This is a genomic window from Cohnella sp. GCM10027633 (assembly GCF_042675445.1).
Classification (GTDB): Bacteria; Bacillota; Bacilli; order Paenibacillales; family Paenibacillaceae; genus Cohnella.
Window position 1 is genome coordinate 173147 of the sequence record NZ_JBHTGV010000011.1, and the last position, 20040, is coordinate 193186.

At 58.8% G+C, this 20040-nt stretch carries 12 protein-coding genes; 3 read left to right on the plus strand and 9 right to left on the minus strand.

Annotated features, from left to right (window positions below; genetic code table 11):
* Positions 1 to 23: 23 nt before the first annotated feature.
* From ACFQZG_RS21325 to ACFQZG_RS21345, 5 genes are all read right to left on the minus strand, one after another.
* Positions 24 to 2003 (minus strand): type 2 periplasmic-binding domain-containing protein, encoded by a 1980-nt coding sequence (locus tag ACFQZG_RS21325; protein ID WP_378156196.1) that lies wholly within the window; start codon positions 2001 to 2003, stop codon positions 24 to 26.
* Positions 2004 to 2089: 86 nt separating this feature from the next.
* The gene (locus ACFQZG_RS21330) at positions 2090 to 2992 is read right to left on the minus strand and encodes a carbohydrate ABC transporter permease (protein WP_378156198.1); all 903 of its coding nucleotides are present in this window, start codon (positions 2990 to 2992) and stop codon (positions 2090 to 2092) included.
* Between the two features lie 14 nt (positions 2993 to 3006).
* Positions 3007 to 3954: an ABC transporter permease gene (locus ACFQZG_RS21335; protein WP_378156199.1), complete on the minus strand. Its 948-nt coding sequence runs from the start codon at positions 3952 to 3954 to the stop codon at positions 3007 to 3009.
* A 161-nt stretch (positions 3955 to 4115) separates the two neighbouring features.
* Complete coding sequence (locus ACFQZG_RS21340; RefSeq protein WP_378156201.1) at positions 4116 to 5864, minus strand: sensor histidine kinase; 1749 nt, start codon at positions 5862 to 5864, stop codon at positions 4116 to 4118.
* 46 nt (positions 5865 to 5910) lie between these two features.
* Positions 5911 to 7590 (minus strand): response regulator transcription factor, encoded by a 1680-nt coding sequence (locus ACFQZG_RS21345; RefSeq protein WP_378156203.1) that lies wholly within the window; start codon positions 7588 to 7590, stop codon positions 5911 to 5913.
* 353 nt (positions 7591 to 7943) lie between these two features.
* On the opposite strand from ACFQZG_RS21345, the gene ACFQZG_RS21350 reads away from it, so the two are divergent.
* Both ACFQZG_RS21350 and ACFQZG_RS21355 read left to right on the plus strand, forming a co-directional pair.
* Positions 7944 to 8300 (plus strand): hypothetical protein, encoded by a 357-nt coding sequence (locus ACFQZG_RS21350; protein ID WP_378156205.1) that lies wholly within the window; start codon positions 7944 to 7946, stop codon positions 8298 to 8300.
* Entirely contained in the window at positions 8297 to 9373 is a 1077-nt protein-coding gene (locus ACFQZG_RS21355; RefSeq protein WP_378156207.1) for a phosphodiester glycosidase family protein, read from the plus strand. Before ACFQZG_RS21350 ends, ACFQZG_RS21355 begins: the two co-directional genes overlap by 4 nt.
* 62 nt (positions 9374 to 9435) lie before the next feature.
* Here ACFQZG_RS21355 and ACFQZG_RS21360 read toward each other — a convergent pair whose 3' ends face one another.
* Entirely contained in the window at positions 9436 to 10464 is a 1029-nt protein-coding gene (locus ACFQZG_RS21360) for a TraB/GumN family protein (protein WP_378156209.1), read from the minus strand.
* Positions 10465 to 10711: 247 nt separating this feature from the next.
* On the opposite strand from ACFQZG_RS21360, the gene ACFQZG_RS21365 reads away from it, so the two are divergent.
* Positions 10712 to 11053: a hypothetical protein gene (locus ACFQZG_RS21365; protein ID WP_378156211.1), complete on the plus strand. Its 342-nt coding sequence runs from the start codon at positions 10712 to 10714 to the stop codon at positions 11051 to 11053.
* A 75-nt stretch (positions 11054 to 11128) separates the two neighbouring features.
* On the opposite strand, the gene ACFQZG_RS21370 is transcribed toward ACFQZG_RS21365, so the two are convergent.
* From ACFQZG_RS21370 to ACFQZG_RS21380, 3 genes are read right to left on the minus strand one after another with little or no spacing between them, the layout of a single operon-like run.
* Positions 11129 to 16030: an SdrD B-like domain-containing protein gene (locus ACFQZG_RS21370; protein ID WP_378156213.1), complete on the minus strand. Its 4902-nt coding sequence runs from the start codon at positions 16028 to 16030 to the stop codon at positions 11129 to 11131.
* Positions 15990 to 18989, minus strand: a complete 3000-nt coding sequence (locus ACFQZG_RS21375; RefSeq protein WP_378156215.1) for an SdrD B-like domain-containing protein — start codon at positions 18987 to 18989, stop codon at positions 15990 to 15992. Before ACFQZG_RS21375 ends, ACFQZG_RS21370 begins: the two co-directional genes overlap by 41 nt.
* 18 nt (positions 18990 to 19007) lie before the next feature.
* The gene (locus ACFQZG_RS21380; protein ID WP_378156217.1) at positions 19008 to 19709 is read right to left on the minus strand and encodes a class D sortase; all 702 of its coding nucleotides are present in this window, start codon (positions 19707 to 19709) and stop codon (positions 19008 to 19010) included.
* Positions 19710 to 20040: the final 331 nt, after the last annotated feature.

Below are 20040 nucleotides of genomic sequence, written 5' to 3' on the forward strand. Positions count from 1 at the left end.
GTTTTAGCCTCGTTCATTCCTCTTTATTTCAAATCTTGCATGTACGCCTCGTTCGCCTTCTTGAAGTACTCGTCCATCTGCGTTCTCAACGCCTCGTCGGCGCCGTTCTTCTCCGCGATGCCGGTGAACTGCTTCCACAGCTCCTCGAAATGCTCGTCGTCGCGCGCCGCCATCGTCTTGGTCAACGCCTTCTCGAAGGCGTCGCGGCCTTTCCAGAATTGGTCGGCATCCGGAATGGCGCCGAAGAAGTTCCAGATCTGCATGTCGTTCGCGAGCGGGATGCCGTGATCGGCGTACGAATTGTCCGGCAGATTGCCCGGGTCGAAGAAGTTCTTCGCTTCCGAAGGCGCCAATACGCGATCGTAGCTATAGAACGGCGATACATTGGAACCGCCCCACATGTAAGTCGGATAATAAGGCCATCCGCTGCCGTACATATTGGTCGAAGCGACCCGCGTATTCGCTAGGTTGTAGTACAGCGATTTGCCGTTGTCCTTGCCGTATACCATCGCGTCTTCGAGGTCTTTGTCCTTGAACGCGCGCTTGCCGTCCTTCTCTTCGAACAGGCCGGCGCTCTTCGGACCCCAGGTATACATCTTCTCTCCGACTTCCGACACCATGTAGTCGAGGAACCGAACGACTTGCGGCAGATCCTCTTCCTTCACGCCGTCCTTGAAGACGACGACGCCGATATTGTTCTTGACTCCGCCCATCGGCGAGATGAATTGCTCCGTGTTCACCGGGGAATCGAGGAACACTTTGCGGTACCGGTACGATTTGCCCGCGGCTTTCATCACGTTCTCGTCCGGCGTGTCGTACAGATACGCGACGGCGTACTGCCCGTTATTGATCTTCTCCAGATGCATCGCGTTGTTCTCGAGCAACGAATTCGGGTCCATGACCTTGTCGCGAACGAGCTTGTTGAAGTCGTGCACGATCGACTTGAAGAACGGCTGATTGAACATGTACTCGATCTGCTGCGTCTTCTTATCGAAATAGGTGAAGTAGTTGCTCCCTTTCGGAATGCGGCCGTAGAAGTTGGCGAGTACGGCCAGCGCGCCCCAGTTGTCTTGTCCGCCGAACGCGTAGGACACTTCGACCGGCTTGCCGTTCTCTTTGATGTTCTCCGTCTTGATCAGGCTCTGCATATCGTACAGGAACTTGTTGAAGTCCTCCGTCGATTTCAGCGGCACGTCATAGATGTCCTCCCGGCTGAACTTGCCGCCCTTCTCCACGTATAACGCGTCGATCTCGTCCTGCGTCTTGGCCGTCGGGTACAGCTTCTTGAGCAAGTCGTCGCGTACCCAGACGAACTGCTCGGTGCTTTCGAGCGCGTTCGGCGTAACGAACGACGGATCCATCATCTTGAGCGAGCGGTCCGGATCCTGCATCTGGGTCGGGAACGAATAGATGCTGCCGTCCTGCTCGTTGTTGGTCGAGAATCGCTTCACGTAAGGGAACGTCTCGAAGCTGAGGCGCTTCTTCAAATTCGGCGCGTACTTCTCGATCGCTTCGGTCAGATCGTAAGCTTTGCCCGCGGCGAACATGTCCTTAAGGCTGCCCATGCCCGAATCGGTCACGAACGCGAGCGCCGGCCAATCGTTGGCCGCGTTGATCATGCCCAGCTTGACGTCGATCGCTTGTCCGGTATTGTCGAACGAGCCGTCCTTGTCGATCTCGATGCCCGTCACCCGCTTGATCTCCGGACTGACGATGTCTTCGGTCGGAACGGGACGCTTCGCGTCTCCCGTGCCGTGAGCGTACCAGATTTTCAGCTTCAGTTGCTTGCCCGTCCAGTCCGGAAGATCGGAGCTGTCGGTCGCTTGGTCGTACAGATCGTAGTAAGCCTTCGCTCCGGCAGCGCTTTCAACCGGTTGGCTGGCGGAAGGCGACGCGCCTTCCTCCTTGTTGCCGTTGTTGCCGTCCGCGCAGCCCGCTATCGCCGACAGCAATAACGCGCCTACAGGGACGAGCGTCAACGCCTTGCGCATCCTTACGTTCATGTCTTGTTCCCCCTAGAATAAGAATGTAAGTTATATCATGCGAACCGGCAAGAGCCGGTCCGGCATCATATCGTTGTTCGGCTTGCCTACTCCTTCACCGCTCCGAGCGTGATGCCCTTGACGAAGTGCTTCTGGAGGAACGGATAGACGATGACGATCGGAATGGTCGTCAGTATAATGTTCGCGGCGCGAATCGCCTGCGGGGTCACTTGAGGCTGCGTGTTCATGCCGGAGGCGATGCCCGCGCGTATCGCTTCTTGGAACAGGCTGGCCATCCGCTCGCCTTCCTTCAGAATCTGCATCAGAATGTATTGCAGCGTGTACAGCTTCTGATCGGTAATGAAGTAGAGCGTCGTCGTCCAATCGTTCCAGTGATACACCGCCGTCCAGAGCGACATGACCGCCAGAATCGGCATCGAGAGCGGCACGTAGATGCGAAGCATGATGACGAACTCGTTCGCGCCGTCCATTCGGGCCGATTCGGCGAGACTCTCGGGTATCGTGAACAGGAACGACCGAATGATGACCATGTTGTACAAGCTGAACGACACCGGAAGGATATACACCAGGAAGCTGTTCAGCATGTGCATCTTGGAGTAGAGCAGGTACACCGGGATGAGTCCCCCGCCGAAGTACATCGGAATCATCAAGAACAGCAGAATGAAGCCTTTGCCCTGCAGTCCTTTCAGCGTGAATGCGTAGGCGCACGTATACTGGATCATTAACGCGAACGCGGTGCCGACGACCACGCGAAGCACGGAGACGACGGTCGCGCGGATGATGTCCGAATTGGAGAGCAGCATATCGAAGTTCGCGAACGACAGCTCCCTCGGGTAGAAGGTTAAGCCTCCGAATTGGGAATCGATCGGATCGTTAAGCGCGTAAGCGAGAACGTTCAAGTACGGGAACACCATGGCCAGCACGATGATCGCGAGCAACGTCGTATTTCCGATTTTGAACAACCGGTAGGACAGCGATTCATGATTCATGTTGCGATTCCTCCTTACCAGATCGAGATGCCGGACGTTCTCTTGGCGATCGAATTGGCGCCGACCGTCAATGCCAGCGCGACCAGTCCCTGCAGGAACCCGACGGCAGCCGCCATGGAATAATCGCCTTGCTGTATCCCGGAGGAATAGACGACGGTCGAGATCACGTCATAGCTGATGAACGCGTTCTGCATCCCGTAGACGAGCTCGAAGTTGCTCGCGAATAACGTGCCCAGCGTGAAAATCAGCAAGAGGATCGCGGTCATTTTCAGACCCGGCAGCGTTATGTAGCGATGTTGCTTCCACCGGTTCGCCCCGTCGATCTTCGCGGCCTCGTACAGGCTCGGATCGATGGTCGTGATCGCCGCCAAGTAGACGATCGTCCCCCAGCCGACTTCCTTCCAGACGCTAAGGAGCAGCAACACCGGCAGGAAGAGCTCTTGCTTGGAGAGGAACATGATCCGCTCTCCCTCTCCTCCGCTCAGCATCAGCTTCAGGTCGTTAAGCGGCCCGTACTGATCGAAGAACGAATACGCGAGACCGACGACGGCGATCCAGGACAGGAAGTGCGGCAAGTAGCTGAGCGTCTGCACCGACCGCTTGAACAATCCGTCCTTCACCTCGTTGATCATCAGCGCCAGTATGATCGGAGCGGGGAAGCCGACGAGAATCGTCAGCACGCTGAGCTCGAGCGTATTGTAGATCGCCTGGCGCAGCATCGGCGTCTCGAATATTTCCCGGATATGCTCCATCCCCGCCCAAGGGCTGCCCCACAAGCCGACGAACATGTTGTAATCCTTGAACGCCGCGATAATGCCCGGCATCGGGAGGTAGGCGAAGATAAAGGTGAGCGCGACCGACGGCAGCATCAGCATGTAGCCGAACGAGTTTTTGCGCAGCGACCGCCATCCGTTCCGACCGGCGGATCTTGCCGGCGCGCTTGCTTCAATCGCTTTGTGCATCTGTAGGTGTTCCTCCCGTCTTCTCGTTGTTGTCCTCATTCTAGAACATCGCCTAAGGCGGAAATAGTAAATATACGGAGCTCCTATATCGCGATATGGACCAGTTGCGGAGTATAAAAAAAGAAGAGCCCGGCGCTCGCGCGCAGGCTCTTCTTCCTTCTTCACGGCAATGAAATTCGATTCGTCCCCTCCGCGGCGGCGGGGATTCGCAGCGTTACCGTGCATCCTCGACCGGGCGCGCTCTCGATTACGATGCCGTACCGCGGACCGTAATACACTTCGATCCGCTTCCTCGTATTGATCATCCCGTAGCCGCCGTACAGGCTGTCGCTCTCGCCTCGCAGCAAGCGCTCCAGCTTCTCCGGCTCGATGCCCTCGCCGTTATCCGTGATCGCGATCCGCACTTCGCCCTCTTGCGACTCCGGCGACTGCTTTCCGTATACGCGAATGTCGATGGCCCCGCCGGATTCTCGGCCGTTGATGCCGTGGAGCACGGCGTTCTCGACGACGGGCTGGAGCAGATGCTTCAGCAGCGGCGTGCCGCCGAGGCCTTCCTCGACGCGGATCGAGAATTCGAAATCGATGCCGTAGGCGAACTTCTGCAAGTTCAAATATTCCCGCATCATCTCGAGCTCTTGATCGATCGTAATGATGCTGCTCCCTTTGTTGAGCGCGATCCGATAATAACGAACCATCGAATCGATGACGCTTCGGATGCGTTCGTCCCCGCTGATCCACTTCATGGTAGACAGCGTGTTATACAGAAAATGGGGATTGATCCGCTCCTGCAGCAACTGCGTCTCCAGCACCGTGCGCTCGGTCTCGTACGCGTTGATCTTCTGGTAATAGTCGCGAATGCGCACGATCAGCTCGTAGAAGACGTTGCCTAACCGGCTGAATTCGTCGTCGGTCGTCGAGAACTTCAAGCTGTCGTCGTTGTTAAGCAGACTGTCTACGGTCGTGTTCATGCGACGGAACAATACCTCGAACTTCTTGGTCAGATAGAACGACACGACTTCCACCGTCGCGAACAGAATGAGCGTCGCCGCCAGCAGCAGCGCGACCGCGTAGAACAGATAAGCGCGCAGCTCGTGGAAGACGAGCTTCTTCGGAACGTACATCGTTACCGAGCCGATGCCGGACTTCAGCGCAAGGCTAAGCTCGTACTTACCCGAGGGAGTAGACTCGACCGCGGTTTCCACCCCGTTGCCGGCGACGAACAATGGCCTCGTTCCGCCGGAAGCCGCGAATACGACGGACGAGCCCGGAGGCAGCTCGTATTCGAAGTATGCCGGGATGGAAGAGAACGGAATCCGAATTTCCGTTACGCCGAGCGGCTCTCGGAAGGACGCGAGCTTCTTGTAGACGTAAATATAGGTTTGCGCCTCCAAGGTCCCATTCCCCGGCAGCGTCGCGATTCTCCATACGAGACTTCCGGTGTCCGAGCCGAGAATCTCCTTCCTCAGCGCTGCGCCGCCGTCCGGCTCGTAGCCGCCCAGACTCTGGACGTTGCGCAAGTAATCTCCGTTCAGCGTCGCTTCGTCCAGCGAATAGACGATCACGCTGTCGTTGGACAGATCCGCCCTTACGGCCCCGATGACGCTCTGCAAGTAGTCGTTGAACGACATAATGCCGACCAGATTCTGGTCGGTCTTCGTCTCCAAGTAATTGTTGATATAGAAGTTGTTGTTGATGAACAACAGCTTATCGATGTTCGAGGTCAGCATATTGTCGACCCCCGCGACGCCGCCGGCGAGCTGGGCCTCGTTCTTGTCGAGAATGTCGCCTACCTTGCCGTTCCATACGTTAAGGAACAGCACCGAGCCGAGGATCAGCATCGGAACGAGGGCGAACAAGAAGATGATCGCGGCGATCTTATGGCGGTATTTCCACTTGGCGAAGCCCGGCATCCGAATATCCCTTCCCGGGCATAACGCCCGCAGCATCCTCTGCGCGCTACCGCAGCATGGACTTGAACTTGTTCTTGTATTCGGCCGGCGTCATGCCGACGTTCTTCTTGAAAGCCAGACAGAAGTAGGACGTATTCAGGTAGCCGACTTCTTCGGCGATTGACGATACTTTGCTCTGCGGGTCCGCCAGCAATTGCTTGGCGATGCCGATCCGGTATTCGATCAGATAATCGAAGATGGTCTGCCCCGTTTCTTTCTTGAAAATATGGTTCGCATGACGGCCGCTGAGGTAAACGGACTTGGAGATGTCTTCGATCGTGAGAGGCTCTCCGTAGCGACGGCCGATCATATCGCGTATCTGATCCGCGATGATCGCGTTCTTGGTCGGGTTGCGCTCCGCGAGCTGATCCCGGAGCGACTGAAAAATTCGCCGCAGCAGCGCGCGGGCTTCCGGAGCGGACGCCAGCCGGTCGACGTTGCCCCACACCGCCGGCTCCTCGCCAAGCAGCTCCTGGAACGACTTGCCAGATTCGGCCAGCAGCATGCTCGTCAGATTCAGCGTCAGGAAGACGAACGCCTTCACGTAGTTTTCGTCCGATGCGCCGGATCTCCGCGGAACCAAGTACGTGTCGAGGAACGCGTCGACCGCGTCATCCCCGCCGTACGATAGCAACGCTTTCACGTCCCCGTACACGGAGTCGAGCGAAGGCATCGTATCGAACGGACCGCGCGCCGAGCGATCCTCGATCTCCTCGTAGACGATGATCGGGCTGCCGTCCTCGTAGTAGGTCGTCATCGCCGCTTCGCGCGCCTGCCGGTACAGCTCCGCCGTTTCCGCCAACGCGGAAGAAGATTGGCTTACTCCGATCGTCATCGGCTTGTCCAGCCGCCCGGCAAGCGTCGTATGCAATCCGACGGCCGTCTCGAGGAAGCTGCCGGGATCGCCGAACAGCAGCACGGCGAAGGAATCGCCCGCCATCTGAACCGGATAGGCCGATGCGACGGGCACCGTTGCTTGGCCGGAAGCCGGATACGCGGCCTGATCGGAACTTGCTTCTTGCCCCAGCGCTTGTATCGCTTTCTTGATCGTATACGATTGGTAATAGGAGTCGACCGCGCTTCGGGAACTTGGATTCGCCGTCCCGCCCGGCTCCTTGACTTCCAAGGCGAGCACGGCGAAGCCCGAATCTTCCGGCACGGGCACGCGCAGGAAATCGATCCGCTCCCGGATGTCCTCCTCGTTGCGGAAGTTGCCAAGGAGCAGTTCTTTGAAGAACTGCTCCTGCACGAGGGGAAGCATGCCCTCCAGCTGGCGAAGCATGCCGGCTCTCTCTCGTTCCGTGCGCTCGCGTTCGGTCATCTCTTGGAGAATGCCGCTCACGGCCTTCTCCAGCTCGTCCGCGATGATCGGCTTCAACACATAGCCGTACACCCCGAGGCTTACCGCGGACTTCGCGAAGTCGAAATCGCTGTGGCAGCTCGTGAAGACGATCTTCACCTCGGGATGAAGCTCCCGCATGCGCTCGGCCAACGCGATGCCGTTCATTCTCGGCATGGCGATGTCCGTCACGATCAGATCGGGCTTCAAGCGTTCTACGTTCGCCAGCGCTTCCTCGCCGTTCGCGAACGCGCCGACGACCTCGATGCCGAGCGCGGACCAGTCCATCGACGATTGAATGCCGAGACGTTCGTATTTGTTATCGTCCACGATGAACAGTCTGAACATGATGTCTTCCCCTTTTCGGCTACGTTTCCGTGAAGCGCTTTCACTTTGATGTTAGTACGCTAATCGTGGAGTTGTCTAGTATAAATCCGGAGATCCGATGCTTCGATCCGGAGCGAATGTCTCTTCGAAACCGTTCTATGAATTATTACAATCCCGTAAAATATGCAACATTTTCGCCCCGCGGACGTTCATTTTACGTTATCCTATACAGAGTTCTACGGGACTTATCCGCGCAATCCAACCAGAAAGGTGTATTTCATCCGATTATGAGAACGACAGAATCGCACGCTATCTCATCTATGTCCCCTATCGAATCCAACCGCCAATCGTCGCCCAGGAAACGCAATCCGGCCATGGCGGTCGTCTTCGTCCTCCTATGGCTCGTGTTGATCGCGGGAGGCGTCACGGGCGCCAAGCTGTATTCCGACCGCATCCAGAACGACGTCGCCGCGAACCTGGAAGCCCAGACGGCATCCCAAATCTCGCAAATGCAGCGCGACTACGACGCGCGGATGACGAAGCTGGAGGAAGACTATAAGGCCCAGCTCGCCCTCATGGAAGGCAAGATCCAGTCGCTGAACGAGCTGCTCGAGTTCACGAAGGACAACGCCGATACGAAGACCGATAACAGCAACAAGCTGTATTCCCAGCTGGCCGACGTCAAGAAGCAGCTGACCGAGCTGAAGAAAAGCCTGGACGTGCTCAAATGAGCGCCCTCGCCATTCGCGGCTTCAACCGGACGATGCTGCTCGCTTGCGCGCCGTTCGTGGGTCTCCTCGCGTGGCTCGCGCTCGGCAGCGTAACCGTCGGCTTAACCGATCAAGCTTTTCCCGAGCATGCCGTCAGCGAACCGGAGCCCGCCGCGATTACCGCAAGCGCGCTCGACGGACTCGCGCAAGCCGAATCGTACGCCGCGTCGACCGGCAAGATGCTCAAGCGCCAGATCCAGCTCTATAACCAGACGAACGCGGATATGACGAAGATCGCCACGATGGCGAGCGCGCAATCGTCGCGGCCTTACAAGATTTACGATCAACGCATCACAAGCCGGATCGGGAAGCCGTCCGCCACGATGGACACGGGCAAGCTTCGCGCCCAGCTGTTCTACTTGCAGGCGGACAACTTCCGCGGCTACGCGGTCAAGATCAAGCTGAAGCAAGGCAACGCGATGAAGCTCGTCCTCGCGGGCGGCGAAGCCGGCAAGTCGGAGACGACGCTGGCCGCCGTCAAACGGACGGGCGCCGCGATCGGCGTCAACGCGGGCGGCTTCGCCGACAGCCGATCCGGCCGGTTCCCGCTGAGCACGACGATCGTCGACGGCGAATACGTCGGCTCGTTCCAGGCGAGCTACAAGGACCTGTTCTTCGTCGGCCTTAGCGAGAGCAACCGGCTCATTGGCGGCAAGTTCACGAGCCAAGCGCAGCTGGACAAGCTGAAGCCGAAGTTCGGCGCCTCCTTCGTTCCGGTGCTGCTCGATAACGGCAGACGGACGGTCATTCCGGCCAAATGGCGCGGCAGCCCGAAGCGGGCGCCGCGAACGGTCGTAGCGAGCTTCAAGGACGATCAGCTGCTGTTCCTCGTCGCCGACGGCTATAACGAGAACGGCAGCTCCGGCGCGACGCTCGAAGAGCTGCAGATGCTGTTGCAACGATACGGCGCGTTGGACGGCTACAATCTGGACGGCGGCGGCTCGTCGACGCTCGTATGGAACGGACGCGTCATCAACCATCCTTCGGACGGACAGCTTCGCAGGCTGCCGACGAATTTCGTATTCTTCAAGTGAACTTAAGAAGGCAGTACGCCGGTCCGGGATCGTTCCCGATGCGGCGTACTGCCTTCTATTCGTTACTCGATATATTCCAATTCGTACCCCAAGCGCTCTAATTCGTCGACTAATCCGTGCTCCCCGACCATATGTAAGGAGCCGACCGCGAACAAGTAAGTGCCCGCGTCTCCCCCGCGCAACGATTCGTCGATCTTCTCGACCATCCCTTCGTTCCGGGCGACGAGAAACGCGTCGTCGAATTCGTCGAACGAGTCTCCCATCGTCTTCTTGCCTTCCTTCAGGTAGGACTCGTGCATTTGCTCCAAGATCTTCAAGTCGCCCAACGTCCACATGTCGAGCAACTGCTTGTAGCCGATCGAGGCTAACGCCGCCCCTTGCACCGTCTGATGGAAGTACAGCCGCTGCAGCTCTTCCGTGAACGTATCGAAAATACCGAGCTGCCCTTCCGCGCTCTCGAGCTCGATGACCGTCTTGCCGTTGTCGTGCGCTTGCTTCGCCAGATGCAAGTCGATGCCGTCCGTCTGCTGATACTTCATCGCCGGCAAGCTCTCCAGCGTCATCGCCGCGTACCACGGCTCGTACTTATCGAACGCGCTCGCCCCGACGATGCCAAGAGACTTCTTCATCGCCGCCTTGAACGTCTCGTAGTCCTCTTCGGACACGTGGTCCTTCAGCGTCGTCCCGTCGGTCAGCAACGCCTTCTCCGTAACGAGCGCGGCGAGCGCGAGCTGGTCGACCTTCGTCAGGTCGAGCTCCAATCCGATATAGTCCGCTTCCGTCACCGCTTGCTCCAAGTCCGGATCGAGCGGATACATCTCCTCCCGTGCCACATGTATCGTGCCGACGAGATAGCCGGGGTTCGCGCCTCCGGACACCCGCCATAAGAACCCTTTGGATCCCGGCTCTTGCGAACCTGCCGTCTCGTTCGGGACGGATGCGCTCGGGGCTGCCTCGCTCGGCTGTACCGTCGCCGTTGCCGCCGATTCCGTCGCCGCTTCGGTTGCTTCGTTCGAGCCCGCGCTGCAAGCGGTCAGCGTCAGTGCCAGCGATAACCCTAGTAACGTTACGATCCCTCTCGCGCGTCTCATCTTTGGTCTCTCCTTCGTCTCCTGCTCCAAGGCGGCACTTTACGAATCGTCTATCCTTGCCGTATCTTCCTCTCGTTCGACATTTCCCGGGCAATGACGACAGGAAGACGACAATCTGCATTTGGAAACTTCTGTATGTCCATTGTGCCAGATCGATCCGGTAACGCGCAACCCTTCGTTTTGCGAAGCATATTTCGGACCGTTGTCTCATAGTGTTCAACATTATCGCGTATCGGGAGGCGATCGTATGCGACCGGAGAGGCTCGCGCTCTATTGTCAGCTGAAGGAAGAACAGAAGCGGATCGAAGACGCGCTCGATAAGCTTCGGGAAGAGATCGTCTCCGCCAACGCGGCGGATGCGGAGTTCAAGCTGCCGAATTATACGCTCAAGATCATCTATCAGGAGAAAAAAGTGTACGACGACCAGCTCGTGTTCGCGGCGCTGCCGGACCCCGAACTCTGGAAAGCGGTATGCCGGGCCGATCCCTCGAAGATCGCGGCGCTCGTCAAGACGAACGTCCTGCCGGAACGGTTGCTCGAAGGCACGTACCGAACGACGCGCACGCCGTATCTATACGTTCATCCGTAATCCCGCGGCTTTCTTTGAAACGCGAAACCGACCTCCGTTCCCTTAGGAACCGGAGGTCGGTCGCTTTAGCGTTCGTTATCGGTTGTTTGATCGTTTGATCGCGATCCGGCGGATAGCCAGACCCGCGATCGCGGCGATGATCAAGGCGTAGCCGAGATAAAGAGTAAGCGGTGCCGGCTCTCCGGTCTTCGGCAGCTTGCCCGGCATGACGCCGTTATCTCTGCCCAAGCCGAGCCCCGACTTATTGTCGCCCCGTCCGCCTTCCGAAGACGATTCCTCGCCTCCATCATTCGTACCGGAGTTACCCAGGCCGCTGTCCCCGCCGCCTTCGCCGTTAGAACCTTCCTCGTTCGGCTCCGGATCGGCAGGCTTCTCTTCTTCGAGAGCGTACAGGCCCGCGTCGATCGTGCGATTATGCTCGCCCGGCAGGAGGGCGATCCGCGCGGTCGCGCCGTTCGCCGCCGCGTTCGAGTCGTTGCCCGCCGCAGCGGAGGAACCGCGCTTCGTGAACGCGTAGCCTTCCGGCAAGGAGAACCTTACTTCGTACTCGCCGTGCGTTAGATTCTTGAATGCGTAGTATCCAGGACCCGTTAACGATACGTTCGCCGTCGTCGTCGCGGCAAGCTCGGTTCCGTTCTTATCATAGAGCTTGACTTCGACGCCGTTCATGCCGATTTCCGATGCGCTTTGCTTGCCGTCCCGATCCGCGTCGATCCAGACGTAATCCCCGATCGAGCCAAGCGGCACGAGGCCGGCGTCGATCGTCATATCTTCGCCGCCCATTAAGGCGACGACGTCGCTCTTGCCGTCCGCGCCCGCGTCGGAATCTCTTGTCGCGCCTTGGCCCGCCTTCTTCGGCGACAGGACGTAGCCTTGCGGTACATGGAACTTGACCGTATAGCTGCCCGGCAAGATCGGATCGAAGACGTAATAGCCCGCCTTGTTATCCGAATCGTACTTCGTGGTCGTCGTGGCGGCGCGAGCGCCGAGCGAGTTGTACAACTCTACCGTCACGCCGTTCAAGCCTTTCTCGTCGGCATCCTGCAAGCCGTCGCCGTTCGCGTCGATCCAGACGTAATCGCCCAGCTTGCCGAACATGATCATCGGCAGCGGCAGCATGCCCGCGTCGATATCCGCGTTATGCTCTCCCGGAGTTAACGTCACCGGATCCGTTTCGCCGTCCATGTCCGCATCGGAGCCGGTCGACGCTGTTCCGGCACCTTTCAACGAGAACATATAGCCCGGCTTAACGGTGAACTTCACCCGGTACGTAGCCGGCATGAGGTTCGCGAACCCGTAGGAGCCGTCCGCCGCGGTCGTCGTCGTGCGCAGCACCGTGCCATCGGCTGCCAGCAGCTTGACCTCGATGTCTTCGATGGCTTCCTCCGTCGCGTCCTGAATGCCGTCGCCGTTCTGGTCGAACCAGACGTAATCGCCGAGCGAGGCAGGAACGACGATGCCCGCGTCGACGGTGAGGTCGTCGTTGCCGGCGATGAGCTCGATCGCGTCGGACAAGCCGTCCGCGCCGACGTTCGAATCGTTCGCCGTCGTCATGCCTGCGCCGGTCTTAAGGCCGACCGTGAACATGTGTCCAGCCGGCAAGTCGAATTTCACCTTATAGAAGCCCGGATACAGATCGTCGAACGAATAGTTGCCGTTCGCGTCGGTGACCGTCGTTACCGGCGTACCGCCGGACAGGATCGGGTCGCCGTTCGTATCTAGCAGCCGAACGGTTACGCCCGAGACGGCCGCCGCGGCGGCTTCGCCTTCTTGCGCGCCGATGCTGCCGTTATCGAGCCACAACGTGTCGCCCAGCTTCACGAGCTTGACGAGACCGGCGTCGATCGTCCGGTTCACCTCGCCCGGAATCAGCGTAACGTTGGCCGTGCGGCCGGACGCGACGTCCGCGTTGGAATCCGCGCCCGTATCCGCTCCCGCTCCTTGCTGCGTGCGCACGTACCCGGCGACCGCGTCGAATTGCACTTGATACGTTGCCGGCACGACGTTCGCGAATTCGTACTTGCCGGACGCGTCGGTCGTCGTCGTGCGCAAGATCGTTCCTACCGTATCCAGCAACCAGACGGTTACGCCCGGAACGCCCGACTCGTCGCTATCCTGGATTCCGTCCAGGTCGCGGTCCATCCATACCGTATCGCCGAGCGTCGCCAGCTTGACGATGCCCGCGTCGACCGTCATGTCATGCGTCGCCGGCGGCAGCGAGACCGCCGCGGTGATGCCCGTCGACGGATCGGCGTCCGAGTCGGTCGCGGCCGTTGCGCTTGCCGCGTGCAGGGCGGAGAACATATACCCCGTTGGCAGGTCGAACTTCACTCTGTACGTGCCTGGAATCAGCTTCTCGAACAAGTAGTTGCCGGAAGCGTCCGTCGTGTCGGTTATCGGAGAGCCTCCCGAGAGCACCGGGTTGCCCGCGTTATCGAGCAGACTTACCGTTACGCCGGCATAACCCGGCTCGCCCGCGTCCCGAACGCCGTCGCCGTCAAGATCGTCCCACAGCAGGTCTCCGACCGAGACGAGCTCGACGAGGCCGGCGTCGATCGTGCGGATGTCGTCGCCGGACGAGAGCGTGATCGTGCCGCTTACGCCCGTAGTCGTATCGGCGTCCGAATCCGTCGCCGTCGTTCCGCTTGCGGAGAAGCTAGGCGAGAAGATGTAGTAGTCGCTAGGCAGGTCGAACTTCACCTTGAAGTCCCCCGGCCACAGGTTCGTGAACAAGTACTCGCCATCCGCGTCCGTCGTCCGCGTATACGGTACGCCGCCGACGCCGATGATGGGATCGCCGTTGCCGTTGAGCAGATGCACGGTCACTCCCTCGATGCCCGGTTCCGTCGCATCCTGCACGCCGTCGCCGTCGAGATCTAACCAGACGAAGTCGCCGATCTGCGTCCTCGTGACGATACCCGCGTCGAGCGTTAAGTTCTCTTCGCCCCATGCGAGCGTTACCGCTTGCGTCATACCGAACGTCGCTGGGACGAGATCGTTCGGATCCGCGTCGGAGTCGGTACCCGCCGCGCCGCTCGCCCGCAATGTGAATTCGTAGAAGGCCGGCAGGCCGGAGAACTTGACCCGGTACGTGCCCGGCAGCAGGTTCTCGAACTTGTACAAGCCGCCGCCAGCAGTAGTCACGTTGCTAATATCGTTGCCGTAGGCGTCGAGAAGGATTTGCGTCGTCCCCGCCGCGTTGTACAGCGCGACCTCGATACCGTCGTAGCCGCTCTCTCCCGCATCTTGCACGCCGTCGCCGTCGGCATCGAGCCATACGCGATCGCCGAGCGCCGCGAGCTTATGGATACCAGCGTCGATCGTCGTATTGTTGTCGCCGTAGGCGAGCGTGACGTCGGCGAGCGCGATCTTCTTATCCGTCTGCTCGATGGCGTCGGAATCGGTCGTATCGTTGGCGTTCGCATTCGCGTTCGCCGTCGTGAACCAATCCTTCGTGCCGGTCGGCAGTTCGAACTTCACCGTGTAGTCGCCTGGCAGCAGATATTCGAACCGATAGGAACCGTTCGCCGGCGTCGTTATCGGAGCGATCGCTTGGCCGTAGGCGTTCTGCGATACCGGATCGCCGTTATCGTCGAGCAGGGTTACCGTTATGCCGCTAACGCCTGTCTCTAAGCCCCCGCTCTGCAAGCCGTCGTCGTTCACGTCGCGCCAGACGAAGTCGCCGACGGCGGCGAGCGGAATCAAGCCCGCGTCGATCGTCGTATCGTTCGTTCCCGGCGGGAGCGTGATCTGATCGGTCTGCGCGTTCGTCGTAGAAGCGGAGCCGGGCACGTTCACGTTGGAATCGGTCGCCGTGTCGCCGCCTTGCGCCTTCGGCGAGAACAGGTAGTTGGCCGGACGTACGACTTCGACGGTGTAATGACCCGGGTACAGGTTGTTGAATGCATACGCTCCGGTTCCGGAAGTCGTCGCTGTCCGATATACGGTCGCTGGCGAAGCGTCTTCGGCATAATACAATCTAACCGTCACGCCCGAGACGCCCGATTCGCCGCCGTCCTGTACGCCGTCCGCGTCGCGGTCGACCCAGACGAGGTCGCCGAGCGAAGAGAGCTGGACGAGTCCGGCGTCCGCGGTCAGATTGGACGTGCCCGGCGTCGTCAGCACGTAATTGTCCGTTCTTCCGCTCGTCTGCACCGTCGGCGACAAGTTCGCCGTCCGGTTCACGTCGGAATCGAGAGTATCGTTCCCGCCTCTATCCTTGCGAGTGAACCCGTAACCCGCCGGCAGTTGGAACTCGACCTTATACGTGCCCGGCAGCAGGTAATCGAACAAATACTCGCCGTCCGCAGCCGTCGTGAACGTACGGTTGGTCGTGCCGTCCGCTGCCTTCACCGGGTTGTTCGAGCCGTCAAGCAGCCGCACGGTAATACCGGATGCTGGCGTATCCGAAGCTCCTCCTTGTACGCCGTCGTAATCCCCGTCGTACCAGACGAGATCGCCAAGCTCGACCGGCTCCACGTAGCCCGCGTCGATCGTATGGTTGATCTCGCCAAGTTGAAGCGCGATGACGTCCGTACGGCCGTTCGCGTTCGGATTCGAGTCGTTGAGCGGCGTCGAGCTAGTATGAGACTTGAAGGTAATAATTTTCTCGTTGCCGGCCGTGCCGACCTTCTCCGGGAATTGGACGCGATAATTGCCGGGCAGCAGATCGGTAAATTCGTAGAACCCCGTACCGTCCGTCGTCTCGATCATCGGATTACTAAGCGCGTCTAACACCGGATTGCCGGATTGATCGAGCAAATGCACTTCGACCCCGGCGATACCCGGCTCTCCGCCGTCTTGGATGCCGTCTCCGTCCGTATCGGCCCAGACGTAGTTGCCGATCGCGCCGAGCGGCGGATAGAGGCCGGCGTCGATCGACACGTCGTCCGTCGCGCCGAGCACGAACGTGTCCGTTATGACAGAAGCACCGATCTCAGGCACGCCGGACGTACCGCCGACGTTCGAGTCTAGCAACGGAATCTCCGCCCGTCTCCTTCAGCGTCCAAGCCGTAATTCGGTTCGCGACGTTCGTACCGTAGCTATATTCGTAGTCCATCGGCAACGCGTTCGGCAGCGTGAATCTGACCCTGTAGTTGCCGGGATTCAAGTTCGGGAAGCTGTAATAGCCCGGATTCCCATTCTGATCGTCGCCGGTCACCGTGAAGATCGGAACGTTATCGACAACGCCGTCGTCCGCGTAGGTTTTATAGTATTGCGTGCCATCCGTATACCGCAGTTCGACTCGTACGCCGTTAACGCCCCATTTGGACAAATCTTCGTCTTGGATGCCGTTCTTGTTAAGATCGATCCAGACGTAGTTGCCCAAGGCGACCTTCGGATCTGCCTTAATGTGTATGCCGACCTTCGGCGGCTCCGCCGGCGCGAGCGCGCTGCCGCCTCCGGCGATCGACGCTTGTTGGCCGAACGAGTTCCAAGCGATCTGGTCTACCGGCGTACCTACCGGCGCTTTCATCGTCCAGACGATGTTGATTTTCTGGTCGGGAGCCAGTACGTAGGACGGCGTGAATACGAATTTCAACCCCGTTACCGTCGTCAAGTCGGCCGGGGGCACAGTATCCCATGCGCCGCCGGTCATTTTCGGATGGTCATCCGTCGAATACCAGACGACGTAATCCGTCCCCGCAGGCAGAGCATCCGTCAGCACGGTGTTCCAAGTCGTGCCGCGTGCACCGAGTAACGCGCCTTCGTCTCCGATTTTCGGCAGCACGTCCACGAGAACGATGTTATCCAGCGGCACATTGCCTTTGTTGTATACGGTCAGCTTATAGTCGACGCGACCGCCCGAGACGGTTCTGCCGAGCGGATCCGGGTCTCCGGTCTGCCAGCCGGCAGGGCGCTGGCCGATCGTCCAATCGCCGTCCAGTTCGCCGCGCACCCGCTTGAACGAGCCGAGAGCGGCCACTTGGTTAACCGTGAATTGCTCTTCATCGCGAATCAGCTTGTCGGTCATGCTGCCGTCGCCATCGTGATCCGCCGTATCGGTCTTCAGGTCGAACCAGTAATCGTTGAAATAAGGATTCGCATTCGACGTTACTTCCGCATAGTTGATATACGTCCCCGGCGTAGCGAACTTCTTCACCTTAGCCTTGTATTGAATCGTGAAATACTGATTCGTTGCCATAGACAAAGGCGAGAAAGTCCATCGGAGCAGTCTTTTGTCGCCGGGCAACGAGGTATTCGAAGGGTCTGCCAACGCGCCGACGCTCAACAGTCCCGGGCTCGAATCTACGATGCTAGCGGAGTTCGCGACGTAATCGAGAGATTCCGGGAGCTCGTCCATGACGATCGGATTGTTGAATAAATCGCTCGACAGCTCCGTGTTGCGTACGCGAATCTGGAACGTAATCTCCTGTTCCGGCGAGAAAGACGAACCGCCTAGCTTCGTCTTCGTCAATTCGACGAGAGGCCGATTGCCCCATAGATAGACGTCGGCCGTGTCGTCGAAATGCTTCGTTGAACCCTCGTAAGTGTAATAAGCGGTCGCGGTATTAATGACCTGCTGACCCGCGACGTTCACCGAATACGCGGAGTCTAGCGTGTATGTAATCGCGAAATCGGACGTCTGCGTGAACGAGATGGGCAGAGCGCCTCCGAACGAGAATTTCAGTCCTGTAATTTTCGAGGGTGCGGGAGAGATCAAAGAAGCGTCCAACGACTCGGAGACTTCGCTGTCGACGTCCTTCCAGAGCGTCCAGTCATCGGCGAGCGCATTCGTTGCGTAATAGACCGAATAGGTTACGCTCGGCGCATCGCGGAACGTCGCAGTCTGGACAGACTTGACGTCGAAGTCGACAGGCGTCCCCCCCGTATCCACCGTTGGCGTCAAATCCACGATGCTTCCGTCCGTCAACGGCACGTTTGCATAGTTGTGGAAGCCGCCGATCGTGAACGTCACGTCTTGACCCTTGGAAATCTCGCGTTGGTGCGTGTTGCGGTTTTTGTAGAATATGCCCCCTAGGCCGTTATCCTGTGGGGTAACCTGGAACCCGTGCGTGACGTTATCCGTTCTTGTCAGAACCGCGGGTTTGCCGAGTTCCGTGTAAGTGACGATCGCCGTATTCGTTACCGAAGGTACAAGATCGAACGTCGGAGAAGGATAGTTGACGGTCACGTAATAACGCGTATCGTGACGCATGGTACCTGAAGGCGTCCATCTTACCGTATGCGTTCCCGCATCGTACGTCCCTCCGCCGCTCGCGGACACGAAGATGGAATCGTCCGGCAGATCGTCGGTCAGGGTCACGTTCTCGATATCTAACTGACCGATCTCCGATGTCGAATTCGTGTTGTTGAACAGAATTTCGTACTGCACGTTGCCGCCTACCATCGGTGTCACTCGCGGCGACACCATACTTTTGGCAAGTGCCCAAGCCGAGGATGCGTTCGCCTCGACCGTAACGTCCGCGGAACGATCTCGCTCGACGCCGCCTTGCGTCATCGTCGCCGCAGTCGTCGTCGTTGTGCCATCAAGCGTTACATAAGGCACGTATCTCGCGTTTACCTGTAAGGTGTAAGAATCTCCTTCGGCCGGAGGAGTCGTCGTATTGAAGGCGAACTTCAACGTCTCGCCGGTGAGCGTACCGTCGACGACCGTACCCGGACCGCCTCTCGTCACGCCTGTAATGACCGGAATAGACACGTAACCCAAATATTGCACCCCTGCGGGGAGAGGCAAATTCAGCTCGAGCGCGTTGAAGTTGATACCGTTGACCGCAAGGCTCGAGAAACTGAACTTGATTTCGTAAGTGAACGCCTTCCCCGTATCGACGATCGGCGAATCGGCGTCCATCGTCAGAATAATGCCGTTCGTTGCGTCCGAATCCGCGTTCACCGACGGCTTGGCGAGCCACCGGCTATCCCATAGCAGAACGACGCAGAGCGCCACCGCGAGTAACGATTTCATAATTTTCATCACATTAACTCACTCCTCTTACGAATTCGATAATGCGGCGGCAGGTTGAAGCTCCGCCTTCACGATCAACCGGTGCGTCGGGTTGCGAATAGGGTGACAGGTAATGAGCGTCAACGTCGACGCTTCGCCGGCATTCTCGAGCACGGACAGATCGTCCGGAAGCACGAGCGACGTCTCCGTGACGACGTAGCGGAACGTTCCGGCCGTCGTCTCGACTTCGACCGCGTCGCCGGGCTTCAGCTCGTCCAGCCGGTTGAAGTGGCGCCCGAACGTACGGCTGCGATGGCTCGCCAGCACGAAGTTCGTGCCGTCTTGCCCGGGCAGCCGGTTCTCCACGACGGCGCCGGCGCCGAGCAGCAGCGTCTTGTCGTCCGCCCCGCGGACGATCGGCTCCTCGAGGTCGATCGACGGAATGACGACGGAACCCAGCATCGCTTGCCCGTCCACGTCCTGCCATTCGGGCAACGGAACGGTCGCCGCGGGCTTAGAGCTTCCCGCATCCGCAGACGCGTCCGCCGGCCTCGCCTCATATCCGCCCCACTGCCGAACTTCCGTGCTCCAATCGGCCAATAACTTGTGTTGCTTCGACATCTGGGCATTAAGATCCATATAGTGGTAGACGACCAACCCCGCTCCGATGGCGAACATGCCCCAGAGCAGGTAGCCGACGATTCTCGTCCTGCGCTTCCTTAATGCCGTTTCCCAATCGAATCGTGCCATTTCGACGATCACTTCCTATAAAACTCGAATTTTCACCTAACTAGTCGATAATACCCGATCGTTCTGTACAAATAATGAACAATACCTACCAAAGACCCACAAAAAAAGAGCCGAAGCATCGCTGAGGCCACTGAATAACCTAGGTTATTCAGCAAGTTCTATTGACTGGCGAAATAAAAAGCGGCACCTGATCCGGATTTTCCGGGAGGTGCCGCTTTTTTCATGGGAAGTTCTCTATTTAGTTAGTCAGCCAGTTTCAATATCCGCTTCAAATTCACCGCGAATATTGCCATTGCCCCCTGTATCTGCATCCCAAGTAGACCCGAGGACG